This window comes from Bradyrhizobium sp. USDA 4501, from assembly GCF_054062115.1.
Window position 1 is genome coordinate 2,623,886 of sequence record NZ_JBSSEX010000001.1, and the last position, 15,723, is coordinate 2,639,608.

General features: G+C 64.1%; 13 protein-coding genes. 8 read left to right on the plus strand and 5 right to left on the minus strand.

The annotated features are described in order from the left end of the window. Positions 1-160: 160 nt before the first annotated feature. Complete coding sequence (gene rnk, locus ACVWZM_RS11835) at positions 161-580, plus strand: nucleoside diphosphate kinase regulator (RefSeq protein ID WP_456853273.1); 420 nt, start codon at positions 161-163, stop codon at positions 578-580. A gap of 5 nt (positions 581-585) precedes the next feature. Here the strand turns inward: rnk and ACVWZM_RS11840 are convergent, their stop codons facing one another. Then, positions 586-780: a hypothetical protein gene (locus ACVWZM_RS11840; RefSeq protein ID WP_076827654.1), complete on the minus strand. Its 195-nt coding sequence runs from the start codon at positions 778-780 to the stop codon at positions 586-588. A 141-nt stretch (positions 781-921) separates the two neighbouring features. Further along, positions 922-1,986: a ketopantoate reductase family protein gene (locus ACVWZM_RS11845; protein WP_456853275.1), complete on the minus strand. Its 1,065-nt coding sequence runs from the start codon at positions 1,984-1,986 to the stop codon at positions 922-924. 245 nt (positions 1,987-2,231) lie between these two features. Between ACVWZM_RS11845 and ACVWZM_RS11850 the strand changes: the two genes are divergently transcribed. Continuing rightward, on the plus strand, positions 2,232-3,458 hold the full coding sequence (locus ACVWZM_RS11850) for a TetR/AcrR family transcriptional regulator (protein ID WP_076827656.1): 1,227 nt from the start codon (positions 2,232-2,234) through the stop codon (positions 3,456-3,458). 63 nt (positions 3,459-3,521) lie between these two features. Here the strand turns inward: ACVWZM_RS11850 and ACVWZM_RS11855 are convergent, their stop codons facing one another. Continuing rightward, complete coding sequence (locus ACVWZM_RS11855; RefSeq protein ID WP_456853277.1) at positions 3,522-4,685, minus strand: IS4 family transposase; 1,164 nt, start codon at positions 4,683-4,685, stop codon at positions 3,522-3,524. A gap of 455 nt (positions 4,686-5,140) precedes the next feature. Here ACVWZM_RS11855 and ACVWZM_RS11860 point away from each other — a divergent pair, with 455 nt between their 5' ends. The 5 genes from ACVWZM_RS11860 to ACVWZM_RS11880 all read left to right on the plus strand — a co-directional run bounded on the left by ACVWZM_RS11860 (position 5,141) and on the right by ACVWZM_RS11880 (position 10,219). Beyond that, positions 5,141-6,379 carry a branched-chain amino acid ABC transporter substrate-binding protein gene (locus tag ACVWZM_RS11860; protein WP_057017914.1) on the plus strand — a complete coding sequence of 413 codons (1,239 nt, stop codon included), beginning with the start codon at positions 5,141-5,143 and terminating at the stop codon, positions 6,377-6,379. Between the two features lie 162 nt (positions 6,380-6,541). Further along, positions 6,542-7,489, plus strand: coding sequence for a branched-chain amino acid ABC transporter permease (locus ACVWZM_RS11865; RefSeq protein ID WP_016847025.1), 948 nt, complete (start codon positions 6,542-6,544; stop codon positions 7,487-7,489). After that, positions 7,486-8,778: a branched-chain amino acid ABC transporter permease gene (locus tag ACVWZM_RS11870; RefSeq protein ID WP_225162903.1), complete on the plus strand. Its 1,293-nt coding sequence runs from the start codon at positions 7,486-7,488 to the stop codon at positions 8,776-8,778. The genes ACVWZM_RS11865 and ACVWZM_RS11870 overlap by 4 nt, the downstream gene beginning before the upstream one ends. Beyond that, positions 8,775-9,524 carry an ABC transporter ATP-binding protein gene (locus ACVWZM_RS11875; RefSeq protein ID WP_028332917.1) on the plus strand — a complete coding sequence of 250 codons (750 nt, stop codon included), beginning with the start codon at positions 8,775-8,777 and terminating at the stop codon, positions 9,522-9,524. The genes ACVWZM_RS11870 and ACVWZM_RS11875 overlap by 4 nt, the downstream gene beginning before the upstream one ends. Then, the gene (locus tag ACVWZM_RS11880) at positions 9,524-10,219 is read left to right on the plus strand and encodes an ABC transporter ATP-binding protein (RefSeq protein ID WP_050385202.1); all 696 of its coding nucleotides are present in this window, start codon (positions 9,524-9,526) and stop codon (positions 10,217-10,219) included. Before ACVWZM_RS11875 ends, ACVWZM_RS11880 begins: the two co-directional genes overlap by 1 nt. Before the next feature lie 290 nt (positions 10,220-10,509). On the opposite strand, the gene ACVWZM_RS11885 is transcribed toward ACVWZM_RS11880, so the two are convergent. Next, complete coding sequence (locus tag ACVWZM_RS11885; RefSeq protein WP_229191778.1) at positions 10,510-11,556, minus strand: AraC family transcriptional regulator; 1,047 nt, start codon at positions 11,554-11,556, stop codon at positions 10,510-10,512. 316 nt (positions 11,557-11,872) lie between these two features. Between ACVWZM_RS11885 and ACVWZM_RS11890 the strand changes: the two genes are divergently transcribed. Continuing rightward, on the plus strand, positions 11,873-12,163 hold the full coding sequence (locus tag ACVWZM_RS11890) for a hypothetical protein (RefSeq protein ID WP_057017917.1): 291 nt from the start codon (positions 11,873-11,875) through the stop codon (positions 12,161-12,163). Between the two features lie 17 nt (positions 12,164-12,180). Here the strand turns inward: ACVWZM_RS11890 and uca are convergent, their stop codons facing one another. Then, positions 12,181-15,723, minus strand: coding sequence for an urea carboxylase (gene uca / locus ACVWZM_RS11895; protein WP_456853279.1), 3,543 nt, complete (start codon positions 15,721-15,723; stop codon positions 12,181-12,183).

The window sequence follows — 15,723 nt, forward strand, 5'->3', positions numbered from 1 at the left end:
GAATTGCGCGCCGGACGTCTGCACGCAGGCAATTAGCCGGCCGGCGATCGCGCGCCGTCCGGATTCCTCTACGTCACCAAATCATTTCAGTCCGTCGCGTCGCGAGATGTCCGCGCGCCGGCGCTCGTGCGCCTCCGATCAACCGCAAAGATCAACCCACATGACCCGAACCATTCAGAACAGCTTTACCGCCCCGGCATTGCCGCCGATCGTGATCACCGCGAGCGAGGCGCATCGCCTCAGTACGCTGGCCGATTCCAGCATGGCGGTGTTTCCCCGCGTCGCCCAGTTCCTCGCACGCGAGACGGACCGCGCCCAGCTGGTCGCCGACGATGCCGATCTGCATGACGTGGTCCGCATGGGCTCGCTTGTGCGCTACCGCGACGACGAGACCGGCGACGTCAGGGAGGTCGTGCTCGTCTATCCGCACGAAGCCGACATCGCGCTGCGGCGCATCTCGGTGCTGACGCCGGTCGGTGCGGCGCTGATCGGATTGTCGGTCGGCCAGACGATCGATTTTCAGACGCCGAGCCAGCAGACGCGTTCGGTGACGATTTTGGCCGTGACGCATGAGGGCTAGCGACTTTACGCCGCCTGATGACACTGTCCCATCTCGATCCCGTGCCGGCGCCCGCGCGCGATGCCTTCGGCGATCGCCTTCACGACGATCTCGGCGTCTTCGGGGGAGAGGTGATCGAGCGGCTGCCAGGCGCGCATGATGTCGCGTGCGCGATCGAGGTCGCCGTAGATTGCAAGGAGAGGAAGCGATTTGCTCGGCATGTCCGTTGCTCCCAACCGCAGCTGGGCGAGTCTACTCCATCTGGACAGGTCGAGCCATGCGTCCGGCAACCGCGATTGCGTGCATTGCAGATCGCCGATGCATGGCGAGGGCGTTCCTGCCCCCGCCGTCAACGCATTCGGTTACTCCGCGCCGGAGCCGCCCTGCACGATCTTCTCGTTCAGCTTCTGATCGACGGTCTCGACCGTGCGGTCGATCTCGGCGCTCGGCGTGCCGAGCTGATGCGAGATCAGCTTCACCAGCAGGTCGACGCGTTCTATGAAGGGCGCGCCGGCGGCGACCGCGCGGGCCGCCGATGACGGCTTGAGCAGGCTTTCCGCGGCCTTGGCGTATTTCGCGAACGGCACCTGATCCGCGGGATCGGCGCCGAGCTTGCGCGCGATGGCGTCGACATGATCATAGATCGCCTGCGAGCGCGTCAGGTCGCCGTGCACGGCATCGCGGATCGATTGCGGCTCCGTCGGCGTGATGCAGCGATAGTTGCCGGTCAGCAGCATCGACCACTTCGCCAGCGGCACGAACAGCGAATCGAACACCTTCAGCTTCACCGGAACGTCTTGGCCGTCGAGCGTCACCGCGTCGATGTCGGCTTCGAGCTCGCGCAGCACCTTGTTGTGCTTGTCGTCGGCGAAGGCGGAGGCCTTGAAGTTGGTCGGCAGGCCGACATGCAGCACATTGGCCTTCTCCTCCGGCGGACGGAAGGCCTGCGGATCGGGCGAGCACAGCGTGACGAGGCCCGGCTCGAAGCGCTCCCACACCTGCGCGTTGGTGTAGGCCTCCTCGAGGTCCATGCCGGCGAGTGCGGGGATCCGCTTCAGATACGGCAACGGCGGCATGTTCATGATCGACAGGCAGGGCAGCTTCGCCGCCGCGATCTTGATCATCAGCACGCGAACCGTGTGGTTGGTGTATTGCGGCTCCTGCATCGCAAGGCCGACCATGTCGTAGCGCGACACGTCGACATCGGCGGGCGTGACGGCATCGAGCTTGCCCGGCAGATCGCGCGAGAAGATCGAGCGGTGCTCCTTCTCGTCGCGCAGCTTGATCCGCACCTCGGTGCCTTCGCGGTTGATCAGGTCGGCGGTGTTCTTCCGGCACACCAGGGAGACGTTGTGACCCGCCATCAGCAGCTTGGTCCCCAGCAGGGAGCCGTAGGAAGCTCCCAAAATCAGAATGTTGCGCGCCATGCTCTCTCCAATAGCCCTTCTCGCGAAAGGCTTGCTCTCCAAAATCCTGTCCGAAGCTGCTGCCGAACCGATGCCCGGTCGATATTGGCCGTCCCGCATCCACGGGCCGACGGTCGCCAAATCACCAGACAATCAAGACCGCTGGTGTATGGTATGCCACCGTCTATCGCAGATCGACAAGCGGCTGCCAAGGGGATTATCTCGCGTGCGGACTTTCGTTCCGCGGTTAAGAAGGGCATTCGAGCTTGCAAGTCGCCGCCGACCCGACGGATCGGGCTGAAGAAATCCTCGTCTCAGCTTCCCGGCTGTTTGCCCGCCACTCCTATGCCAACGTGACGATGGAGCAGGTCGCAGCATCGGTGCAGGCCGTGCCGGGCGCGCTGTATCACTATTTCCGCGACAAGGAAGATCTGATCTTCCACTGCTATCTGCGCGGCCTTGCGATCTATCGCCACGAGATCGAGGCGGCCGCCGAGCCCGGCATCGACGGGCTCGAGATCATCAGGCGCTTCGTGCGCGGCAGGCTGAGGCCCGAAGGCCAGCGCATGATCCTGTTCAGCGATATCGATGCGCTGGCCGCGCCCTACAGCAGCGAGGTCCATGCCAAGCGCTGGCAGAACGCCGCGCTGCTGGCGGACATCCTCGATCGGGGCGTGGCGGACGGCTCGATCGCCTGCGACGAGCCGCTGCTCACGGCGGTGGCGCTGATCTCCATCCTCGACTGGGTTCCGTTCTGGCTGTCCGAACGCGACTACTACACGCGGCAACAGGCGATCGATGCCATCGACGACATCATCACGCATGGCGTCTACCGGCGCGAGATCGCGCTCCCCAAAATGCCCGAGCCGCTCAGCCTCGCCCCTTTTCTCGAGGCTCGCGCAGCGTTGAACAAGCGGGCCGCCAAGTTCGACAGGATGCTGTCGATTGCTTCCGACAGTTTCAACCGAAGGGGCGCCTCGGGCACGTCGCTCGAGAGCATCGCCGTGGATGCGGGCATGACGCGCGCCGGCATCTACTATCACTTCAGTGAAAAAGAGAGCCTGCTGCTGGCCTGCCTGCGACGCGGGCTCGCCGGCGAGGTCAGCATTCGCGAGCATCTGCAAGAGCACAGCCTTGGAGCATTCGATCACATCGTTCAGCGAATTCGCCTGCTGTTGATGCTGCACGACACGCCCTGCGGCCCAAAGGCGACCTACCACAACATCAACTATCTCAACGACGCAGACCGAAAAGCCTATGTCGGAGACGTGCTGGCGACGATCCGACAAGACCAGAACAGCTATCAGCGCTGGGTCGACGAGGGCCGTTTCCGCCGCATCGATACCTATTTCGCGGAGCGCATTCTCACCGGAATGGGCCACTGGTATCCGATCTGGTTCAAGACCAGGCGTGACTGGTCTCCAGCCGAGATCGCCGATCATTTCGCGCGGCTGTTCCTCGCGGGCCTCAAGCCGCGCCGACATCCAGGCTAGATCCGCCACGGTAGCGATCTCGGTTTCCCCTTCCCCCTGAAAGGCAGGGGTGTCCGGGGAAATTCAGGCATAGCGGAGCTCCATCTGGTCAGGTGAGATGGTTGATTTCCGACGGCTGGGGTTGATGGGCGGAGGTTTGTCGATGGCAGCGAGGGATCGACGCGTGAGCAGGAGCTGGCCGACGAGTTCGGCGAACCTGAGCGGGAGCATTTTGATGCAGTTGGAGTGAGCGGCGATGCGCAGCAGCAGGTAGGCAATCATCGCAGCGAGCACCTGAAGGCGGATCGCGTTGTCGTTGGCGCCGAGGAACTTGCGAATATCGAGATGCTGCTTGATCCAGCGGAACAGCAGCTCGATTTGCCATCGGCTCTTGTAGAGGGCGGCGATCTCGACGGCGCTACGGGCAAGGTCGTTGGTCAGGAGTGTGATCTTGCCGCCTTTCTCGCGTCTGATCTTGATGCGGCGGAGCGGGATTGGAAGGCGCGAATCGACCTTGCTGGTGAGCTTCACCTCGTCATCGGCAAGGATTTCGAAGCCATCCCCGTTACGCTTGCGGATGGCGCGATGCCTGAGCGAGCGAAGACGGATGCTCGTCTTCGCCCGGGTAACGAAGAAAGCCTTGCTATCATTGATCTTCTGCCACCAGTCGAAACGGCAATAGCCCTTGTCAAACACATAGGTGGTGGCGGGCTGGATTGGGGTCTGTCGGCCGATCTCGATGTCATTGACGTTCGCGGCCGTCATCTCGACGCAGGTCGGGACATCGCTCCTTGGGTCGTAGACGACATGCAGCTTCATGCCGCGGATGCGGCCGTTCCACGTCGCCCAACTGCAGACCTTGCCGAGCGGGATCGGACTGGCGTCGATCAGACGCACCATCTCCATGCCTTCACTCCGCAGCTGGCGACGCGCCATCGCCGACAGCGCCGCAAAGGTTTGCGCGAAAATGCCGATCGGACGGCGGGCATTGGCATCGGACAACGTCGAGCGCGACAGCTTGCCGGTTCCCAAGTGATAGTGATGCTGCGAATTGGCGTTGAAGCCAGTCACCACCCCGCGCAGACTGCTGTTGCCGCTAAGCTGGGCATAGATCAGCGCCACCAGATGATCCCAGCTCCTGAACGACTTGTCGTAGGCATCCCCGTCCAGACGATCCACAACCGTCTGAAACTGCCGTCGATTGATCGGTTCAAGCAGCCTTCCAAAAATGCTACCGCGATATCGCATGCTCGGCCCTCTGTGTCTCGACAACCAGAAAAGACCGATTTGCCTCGGTCCTGCCGAGCATGCACCGCGACACAGTGAATCATTCCCCGGACACCCCTGCCTGAAAGGGGGAAGGTCGGGATGGGGGTCAGCCGCAGGCGACGCTCCAAGTGGAGACAGCCGATCCCCACCCGCTTCGCTCTAACGAGCGAAGCGACCTCCCCTTTTCAAGGGGAGGTTTTGGAGACGGACGACGCCGGTTCGGAACCGAGAATAAGCGTGAGCCCCATCCAAAAGTTTACCTGTAATTCAAAACTGCGCCCGATTCCGGCGACATATGGCCTATAACATCATAATACCTTCTGCTAAAACTTGACGCAGTATTCAAAGCGAAAGTTGCGAAGGCTCGGCGATTGGGGTTATGAGACGGCCTCGATCGCTAAAGATCAAGAAACACGAGCAAGGGAGAACGCAGGATGCATAGGCTGATCGTTGCCGCCGCGGCAGCGCTGACGGTGTTGGGAGGCGCGGCGTCCGCGCAGGAATCCATCAAGATCGGCTATATCGATCCGCTCTCCGGCGGCGGCGCCAGCGTTGGCGAAGGCGGCCTGAAGACGTTTCAGTATCTCGCCGACGAGTTGAACGCCAAGGGCGGCATCCTCGGCCACAAGGTCGAGATCGTCCCACTCGACAACAAGACCAATCCGCAGGAAAGCTTGGTGCAGGCGCAGAAGGCGGTCGACGCCGGCGTCCACTACATCACCCAGGGCAACGGCTCGTCGGTCGGCGCGGCGCTGGAAGACTTCGTCACCAAGCACAATTCGCGCAACCCTGGCAAGGAAGTGCTCTACTTCAACTACGCCGCGGTCGATCCGGCGATGACCAACGAGAAGTGCAGCTACTGGCACTTCCGCTGGGATGCAAACTCGGACATCAAGATGGAAGCGCTGACCAACTACATGAAGGGCCAGCCGTCCATCAAGAAGGTCTACCTGATCAACATGGACTATTCGTTCGGCCAGTCGGTGCGCACCACGGCGCGCAAGATGCTGGGCGAAAAGCGGCCGGATATCCAGGTCGTCGGCGACGAACTGCACCCGATGCTCAAAGTCACCGACTTCTCGCCCTACATCGCCAAGATCAAGGCGTCCGGCGCCGACACCGTCGTGACCGGCAACTGGGGCCAGGACTTCGCGCTGCTGCTGAAGGCGGCGGCTGACGCCGGCCTCAAGGTCAACTGGTACACCTATTATGCCGGCGGCGCCGGCGGACCGACCGCAGTCAAGCAGGCCGGCCTCGAGGGCCAGGTGTTCCAGATCAGCGAAGGCGTCCCGAACTCCGGCAACAAGGCGGCGATGGATTTCGAGAAGGACTTCCGCGCCAAGACCGGCATTTCCGTCTGGTATCCGCGCGCGGTCAACGAGATGCGGATGTTCAAGGCGGCCGCCGAGAAGGCCAATTCGATCGATCCGGTGAAGGTCGCGGCCGCACTCGAAGGCATGAAGTTCGAAGTGTTCGACGGCGGCGAGGGCTTCATCCGCAAGGACGACCACCAGTTCTTCCAGCCGATCTACATCTCCTCGTTCGGCGCGCTGGCCGACAAGACCAAGGAGCCGTTCGACGAGGAAAACACCGGCTGGGGCTGGCGCATCGTGTCCAAGATCGACACCGCGCAGACGATGCTTCCGACCACCTGCAACATGAAGCGGCCCTGATCGGCCACATCAGTCATTCCGGGATGGTGCGCAAGCACCAGACCCGGAATCTCGAGATTCCGGGTTCGCCCGCTGACGCGCGCGCCCCGGAATGACGGGTAAGTTCCTTTCACTCGACAGGCTTTACTCACGTGAACCGTTCCAGTCTCAAGCGAGTGCGCCGTGGCTGAGCTGATCGTCATCTCGACGCTCAACGGCGTCCTGTTCGGCATGCTGCTGTTCCTGTTGTCCAGCGGGCTCACCGTCATCTTCAGCATGATGGGCGTGCTGAACTTCGCGCATGCCAGCTTCTACATGCTCGGCGCGTTCTTCGGCTTTCAGCTCACCCGCTGGATCGGATTCTGGCCGGCCCTGGTGCTGGCGCCGCTGCTGGTCGGCGCGGTCGGCATGGCGGTCGAGCGCTACGGTCTGCGCAACACCCACAAGCACGGCCATGTCGCCGAACTGCTGCTGACCTTTGGTTTAGCCTTCGCGATCGAAGAGATCGTCTCGATGATCTGGGGCAAGAGCCCGGTCGACTACCGCGTCCCGGCGGCGCTCGACTTCCCGGCCTTCACCGTGTTCTCCACCAATTACCCCGCCTACAAGATCTTCATGCTGGTGATCTCGGTCGTGATCTTCATCGCGCTGCTGGTCACCTTGAAGAAGACGCGCGTCGGCCTGATCGTGCAGGCCGCGCTGACCCATCCGAGCATGGTCGGCCATCTCGGCCACAATGTCGGACGCGTGTTCATGCTGGTGTTCGGCGTCGGCAGTGCCCTTGCGGGTCTCGCCGGCGTCATCGCCGGTCCCTCGCTGGTGACGCAGTCCGACATGGCCGCGCTGCTCGGCCCGATCCTGTTCGTCGTCATCGTGTTCGGCGGCCTCGGCTCGCTGCCCGGCGCCTTCATCGCTTCGCTCCTGATCGGCTTGATCCAGACCTTTGCAGTTGCTTTGAACGGCTCGCTCGCCAGCGTGTTCGGCCCGCTCGATCCGAGCCTCGGCCCCTCGCCGCTCACGGACATCTGGAACGTCACGATCGCGCAGATCGCGCCGATCCTGCCTTATGTGCTGCTGGTGCTGGTCCTGATCTTCCGCCCCATGGGCCTATTGGGGACGCGCGAGTCATGAGCAACGCTTCCACGCCCTCCATCGCTGCGGCCAAGCAGGAGCCCGGCAGCGCCTTGAGCTTCTATGGTGTCTGGCTGCTCGCCGCGGTCGCGCTGGTCGTGCTGCCGCTGGTGTTCGGCACCGGCGGCTCGCTGACCTCCTTCAGCCTGATCGGCATCGCGATCATCTTTGCGCTGTCCTACAACATCCTGCTCGGCCAGACCGGGCTGCTGTCGTTCGGACACGCGGTGCAGTACGGCCTCGGCGGTTTCCTCGCCGTGCATGTCATGAACGCGGTCGCGAGCCACAACTGGCCGATCCCGCTGCCGGTGATCCCGCTGGTCGGCGGCATCGGCGGCATGGCGTTCGCCCTCCTCGTCGGCTGGGTGATGACCAAGCGCGCCGGCACCGTGTTCGCGATGATCTCGCTTGGCATCGGCGAGCTGGTCGCCTCGTCGTCGCTGATCCTGCGTAGCGTGTTCGGCGGCGAATCCGGCATCACCACCGACCGCACCTCGCTGATGCCGATGTTCGGCTGGACCTTCGGGCCGCAGATCCAGGTCTATTACCTGATCGCGTTCTGGGTGATGGTGTCGGCGATCGCGATGTATGCGCTGACCCGCACGCCGCTCGGGCGGATCTGCAACGCGGTGCGCGACAATCCGGAGCGCGTCGAGTTCATCGGCTACGATCCGCATGTGGTGCGCTATCTCGCCTACATGTTCGCCGGCTTCTTCGCCGGCATCGCCGGCGGACTCGCCGCGATCAATTTCGAGATCGCCAACTCGGCCTATCTCGGCGCGACGCAGTCGGGCCTCGTGCTGTTCTCCGCGTTCATCGGCGGCACCGCCTATTTCTTCGGTCCGATCCTCGGCGCCATCCTGGTGACCTATCTGCAGCTCGGGCTGACCAGCGTCACCTCGGTCTGGCAGCTCTATTTCGGCATCATCTTCATCGGCATCGTGATGTTCGCACCCGGCGGCATCGCCGGCATCCTGATGAAGCACCGCCCGCTGATCCGCGCCGGAACCCTCGGCACCGTGATCCCGTCCTATCTGGTCGCGACGATCCCGACGCTGGCGCTGGCGCTCGGCATCATCCTGACCATCGAAACCGTTGCGCGCTTCTCGGGCGGCGATGTGATCAACCTGCTCGGCGTTCCCTTCGTCGCCACGGCGCCGACGACCTGGGCGGCCGCGGCGGTCCTGCTCGTCGGCGGCTTCCTGGTCGCGCGCATCACCTGGCGGCGCGTTGCGGAAGCCTGGGACCGCGCCGCGACGGTGGCCCGTGACCGGGGGTATCTCGCATGACCGCTGCCATCCAAGTCAACGCCGTCGAGAAGAGCTTCGGCAATGTCGCCATCATCCGCGATCTCAACCTGAGCGTCGCCAAGGGCGAACGTCACGCCATCATCGGCCCCAACGGCGCCGGCAAGTCGACGACGTTCAACCTGATCAGCGGCCACATCAAGCCGACCTCCGGCGAGATCCGCCTCAACGGCGAGGTGACCTCGGGCTTGCGGCCCTTCGAGATCAACCGGCGCGGGCTGTCGCGCTCGTTCCAGGTCACCAACGTGTTCGCCCGCATGACGGTGTGGGAGAACGTCCGCTGCGCCGTGCTGTGGGCGACTGGCCACCGCTACGCGTTCTGGAAGAACGTCGACAATCTGCCCGAGGTGAAGCAGCGCACCGCGCAGATCCTCGACGACATCCATCTCAGCCACCGCCGCGACGTGCCGGCGGGCCTCTTGACCTATGCCGAGCAGCGCGAGCTCGAGATCGGCATCACGATCGCGGGCGGCGCCAGCGTCATCATGCTGGACGAACCGACCGCGGGCATGAGCCACGCCGAGACCGAGCGCGCCGTCGCGCTGATCCGCCGCCTCACCGAGGGGCGCACGCTCGTGATCGTCGAGCACGACATGAGCGTGGTGTTCGGCCTCGCCGACCGCATCTCGGTCTTGGTCTACGGCCACATCATCGCCTCCGGCACGCCGGAGGAGATCCGCGGCAACCCGAAGGTCAAGGAAGCCTATCTCGGCGAGGAGGTCGACTGATGCTCGAGGTCAGGAATCTTCACGCCTATTACGGCAAGAGCCACATCCTGCAGGGCGTCGATCTCGACATCGCCGCCGGCGAGGTCGTCAGCCTATTGGGGCGCAACGGCGTCGGCCGCTCCACCACCGTCAAGGCGATCATGGGCGAGGTGCCGCCGCAGGGCACCATCCGCTTCAAGGGCCAGGATATCGCGGGCCTGCCGAGCCACAAGATCGCACGCCTCGGCCTCGGTTATGTGCCGGAGCATCGCGACATCTTCCCGAGCCTGACGGTTCGCCAGAACCTGATCCTCGGCATCAAGGACCCGCGCCGCCCCGGCAAGTGGCGGCTGCAGGAGATGCTCGACATGTTCCCGAACCTCGCCGCGCGCGCCGACACGCCGGCGGGCGTGCTGTCAGGCGGCGAGAAGCAGATGCTGACCACCTGCCGCACGCTGCTCGGCGACCCCGAATTGATGATGATCGACGAGCCGACCGAAGGCCTGGCGCCGCTGATCGTGCAGCAGGTCGGCGAATTGATCGCGCGGATCGCGAAAGCCGGCGTTGCGATTCTCCTCGTCGAGCAGAAGCTGTCGATCGCGATGAAGATCTCGAACCGGGTCTACATCATGGGCCACGGCCGCGTGGTGTTCGAAGGCACCCCCGACCAGCTCAAGAGCAATGCCGCCGTTCGCGAGGAATGGCTCGAGGTGTGAGGCGGGTGACGGCGATCGACGAAGCAATCGAACGTCGACGTAGCAGCGCCATCAGTCAGTTCGCGAACACGACCCAGACCAGCGCGACCAAGAGACTGTGGAAACAAATTATCGAAGCCAGGAATAGCCAGTCGTCCCCGGTCATGGGGCCGAAAACCACGGTCGAAGCGCGGCGACAGCGACACGCGAGCTGGGACAAGAGGTTCGACTGCATCGGACTGCCCTAGCGGAGTACGCTCCGCCAGGTCTTGCTCGTCTGTGCCAGCTAGTTGAGAGCTGGTGTCAGCCCATCACCGATCGCCATTCGAGCTGCGATAGGCCCTCGGCGTGAGGCCGGTCCAGCGGACGAACGCATGCGTGAAGGAAGAGACCTCGCTGTAGCCCAATAGCCATGCGATCTTGGAAATCGGCAGCTCCTCATCTTCGAGGTAATGGCGGGCAAGGGCAATTCGAAACGCCTTGAGAACGTCTGAGAAGTCCACCCCCTCCGACGACAATGCGCGAGCGAGAGTTCTCCGGCTCATGCCAAGACGACGCGCGACCGCCTCGGCATTGGCTTTGCCGTGCGGAAGCAACTGGGCGATGTGTCCTTCGACGCGTGACTGCACGCTGCTTCGTCTCGGTGCCCGGTTAAGAAGCGCTTCGTCGGCATATTGAAGCAACATCCTGTTGAGATGCAAATCGGCCCCCACGACAGGCAATGCGCCGATCCGGGACGGAAACAAAAGCTCGTCGCTGTCCGCTGCAAATTCGATCTCGCATCCAAGAAGAGATCGCACATCCGACGGCGTTTCTCGTCTGGAGTGCTTCAACTTGATTTGCTTTGGGACCAGCCTGCCGTCAGTCAGTGCGCGGCAAATACGGATCAGCGCAACCAGCCAGAATTCCGCATGGTGACGATCCGACGACCGATCGATGTTGACATATTCGAACCCGATGGCGAAGCCGCGATCCAGAGAGCTTCGCAACCGCACACCCTCGTTGTTGATCGCGCAGTAGCGTCCGCCGATTTGCAAGGCGTCAACGAGATGCTCCGATGAAGCCATGACGTAGTACAGAAGCCCGATCTCGCCCAGCTCGAAGCCTTGAGCCAGATGGAGTCCGAAGCAGTCGTCCTGCAATTCCCTTGCGGCGAGTTCGAGCAGCCTGACCTGCGCTCGTGCATCGATGCGGCGCTTGTGGTCCTCGACGTCGTCGATTTCCAGGCCTGCAGCTGACACGATCGGGACCGGATCAACCTGCGCATCGCGCAGCCGGGCACATGCGAGACGCGCGATTCCCCCGGCAGAGCTCGGTATCGACGGCAAGGCGCTAGCAACGCGTGTGGCGGCTTTCATTCGGCACCGAACTGTGTTCGTGGCTCAACGTCGGGAGCTTCCGGGATCGTATTTTGACCTATGTCAAACGAGCTCATGGGTACGAGGCATCCGGTCTGACACCATCTCGCAATTTAACGACCCAGGATCACAAGACGCAACGGGAGCAAATCGTCTAGCCGATTGCTCCGCGGCCACTCCATTTCTGCCTTGAAACGACGGCAGTCAGCTTCCAATGGGCCTGCGCAGGGGCGAACGCGTCATGGGCTTGGTCAAGCATGCAAATTCGCTGGGACAGGCGATTGGTGCCCAAGCGAACAGCCATATGAGCTAGGTCGTGGTTGGACAAACACCTGCCCAGCATAGCGGCATTCATCGTTCAATTCATTACACGATCATTGAAGGCGAGACCGCCGGCACCTGGCGTTACTCGTTCTCCATCGGCGATCGCAACTTCTCGGGAACGGTTCAGGCGGTCCTGGGATTGCTGGCGGCACGCCGCGTGAGGATGAAGATCGATCGGATGTTAAGGCAAAACGCGTCAATTGATCATCAAGGCCGGCAGCGGGTGGAGAAAGAAGTCGAGACGCCCACTCCGCTCGTCCCACCGGCCGATCCCAAGGACTAAGCGCGGCTGTAGCCGCGCTAGCCCGGCCGGAGCAACGCCACCACGTCGCCCGCGCGCAGCGTCTGGCCGGGCTTCACCGGCACCGAGGCGATGCGGCCCGCCGCGGGTGCGTGCACGGAGATCTCCATCTTCATGGACTCGATGATGGCCAGCACGTCGCCGGCCGCGACCTTGGCGCCTTCCTCGACCAGCACCTTCCAGATGTTGCCGGGCACTTCGGAGAACGCGCCAATCTGACCGTCGGGAATCCCCGTCGCGGCGGCTGCCGCATCGATCGTTTCAGCCGGCGCCTCGTCGAGCTTCATCTCGCGCCAGCGCTGGCGCTCGGCGTCGAACGCGGCCTGCTGCGTTGCCTTGAACGCGGCGATTGACGGCTTGGCGTCGGCCAGTGTCCTGGCATAGTCGGCGTAGGAGAACTCGCCCTCTTCGATCCTGATGTCATACTGCCCGTGCGGGAACGCGGCGCGGGCGTCGAGGAGTTCATCGGCGTCGACCGGGAAGAAGCGGATCTTGTCGAAGAACCGCAGCAGCCAGGGATGGCCCGGCTCGAACACCCGCGTGGTGCGCCAGGTGTTCCAGACCTGGATGGTACGGCCGAACAGCTGGTAGCCGCCCGGCCCTTCCATGCCGTAGATGCACATATAGGCGCCGCCGATGCCGACCGCGTTCTCCGGCGTCCAGGTCCGCGCCGGGTTGTACTTCGTGGTCACCAGCCGATGCCGCGGGTCGAGCGGCGTCGCCACCGGCGCGCCGAGATAGACGTCGCCGAGGCCGAGCACGAAATAATCCGCGTCGAACACGATGCGGCGGACATCGTCCTCGCTCGCAAGTCCGTTGATGCGCCGGATGAACTCGACATTCGACGGACACCATGGCGCATCGGCGCGCACCAACTCCTGATATTTGCGCATCGCAAGCTCGGCCTCCGGATCGCGCCACGACAGCGGCAGATGCACGGTGCGGCTCGGCACCCGCATCGCGTCGACCGGCGGCAATTCGCGCTCGATCCGCCTGAGCACGTCGAGCAGCTTCGTTCGCGACAACGCGGTGCCGTCATAATGGATCTGCAGCGAGCGGATGCCGGGCGTCAGATCGATCAGGCCACTGAGCTTCGCCTCTTCCAGCGCCTGCGCCAGCACATGCACGCGCAGCCGCAGCGCGATGTCGAGCTCCATCGGGCCATACTCGACCAGCAGATTGTCGTCGCCGGCGCGGCGATAGACCACCGGAATCGGGCCGTCGTCATTCCGACCGACGATCGCCGATCCGAGCTCAGGCGCGCGCAGCACCGTGGGGCCGGCCACCGGATCGTCGCGTTTGACCGGCACGAAGCGGACGGTGTCGCCCGGCCGGAGCTGGCCGACCTTCCATAGCTCGTCACGAGCGACCACGGCCGGACAGACGAAGCCGCCGAGGCTCGGTCCGTCGGGCCCGAGAATGATCGGCATGTCGCCGGTGAAGTCGATCGAGCCGACCGCATAGGCGTTGTCATGGATGTTCGACGGATGCAGCCCGGCCTCGCCGCCGTCGGCGCGCGCCCAGCGCGGCTTCGGCCCGATCAGCCGCACGCCGGTGCGGGCGCTGTTGAAATGCACCTCGTAGCTCGCCGCGAACAGCGTCTCGATATCCTCGTCGTGGAAGAAATCCGGCGCGCCGTGCGGGCCGTAGACGACGCCGATCTGCCACGCCGATGTGAGTTGCGGCCGCTCGTGTTCCGTGGCGCGCCGCGGCGCCGCAAGGCCCGATGGCTCGGCATCGATATGCAAGACGTCGCCGGCCTTCAGCGATCCCGTCGCATGGCCGCCGAAGGCGCCGAGCGCAAACACAGCACGCGATCCGAGAATTTCGGGCACGTCGATGCCGCCGCGCACGGCGAGGTAGGTGCGCTGCCCAGGGCCCTTGATGCTGCCGATCGCGAGCGTCTGGCCGGCGCGCACGGCGAGCGGCTCATCGTAGGCGACATCAGCGCCGTCGAGCGATGCCTTCATCTGCGCGCCCGACAGCGCGACGATCGCATCGGTGTTGAAGCGCAAGGTCGGCCCGTTGACCGTCAGCTCCAGTGCGGTCGTCGTCTCCGGATTGCCGACCAGACGATTGGCGAGGCGAAACGACCGTTCGTCCATCGGGCCGCTCGGCGGCACGCCGACATGCCAGAGATGCAGCCGGCCGGGCAATTCCTGCACCCCGCTCTGCGCGCCCGGCGCGACAACGTCGATGGTGCCGGGGCGATAGCCGAATTCGCCAAGCACACTCGTCGCCACCTGCCCGCTGCGGAACACGTCGGACGCCGCAATCGCGCGCAAATAGTCGAGATTGGTCTCGATGCCGGCGACGACCGTATCGTCCAGCGCTTTCGAAAGCCGGGCGATCGCGGCCTCGCGCGTCTCGGCTGAAACGATGATCTTGGCCAGCATCGGATCGTAGAACGGCGACACCTCGGTGCCGGTCTCGATCCAGCCGTCGATCCGCGCATCCGGCGAAAAGCTGACCTGCGTCAGGCGGCCCGCGCTCGGGCGAAAGCCCGCGCCCGGATTCTCGGCATAGAGCCGCACCTCGATCGCAGCTCCCTTTGGCGTGAGCGCGCCCGCCTGGCCGAGCACGTCCTCGCCGGCCGCCTGCCGGATCATCCATTCGACGAGGTCGACGCCGGTGACCTGCTCGGTGACGGGATGCTCGACCTGCAGGCGGGTGTTCACCTCGAGGAAATAGAAATCGTCGCGCTCGACGTCGTAGATGAACTCCACCGTGCCGGCAGATTCATAAGACACGGCCTTGCCGAGCGACACCGCGGCCGCATGCAGCCGCCGGCGGATGTCGGCGGACAGCCCCGGCGCGGGCGTCTCCTCAAAGACCTTCTGGTTGCGCCGCTGCAGCGAGCAATCGCGTTCGCCGAGGGCCACCACGCCGCCCTTGCCGTTGCCGAAGATCTGCACCTCGATATGGCGGGCACTGGCGACGAACCGCTCGAGATAGACCCGGGCATCGCCGAAGCTGGCCCGCGCCGTGCGCTGCACTGATTCGAAGCGCTCGCGCAGTGTCGCCATGTCGTGGCACAGCTGCATCCCGATGCCGCCGCCGCCCGCCGTGCTCTTCAGCATCACCGGGAAGCCGATCGTTTCGGCCTGCTGCACCGCCTCGTCGATGGTCTCCAGCAGGCCCGAGCCCGGCAGCAGCGGCACGCCGCTGCGCTCGGCGATCTCCCGCGCCTTGTGCTTGAGACCGAAGGCGTCGAGATGCTCAGGCCGCGGCCCGATGAATTTGATGCCGTGCCCGGCGAGCCGCTCGGAAAAGCGGCGGTTCTCCGACAGGAAGCCGTAGCCGGGATGCACCGCCTGCGCGCCGGTGGCAAGGCACGCCGCCATGATCGCATCGACATTGAGGTAGCTCTCCGCGGCGGGCGCAGGACCGATCCGCACCGCCTCGTCGGCGTCGAGCACCGGCCGGGTGAAACGGTCGGCGTCGGAATAGACCGCGACCGAAGAGATGCCCATGCGACGCAATGTTCTGCCGATCCGCCCGGCGATCTCGCCGCGGTTGGCAATCAGGACCTTGCTGAACAT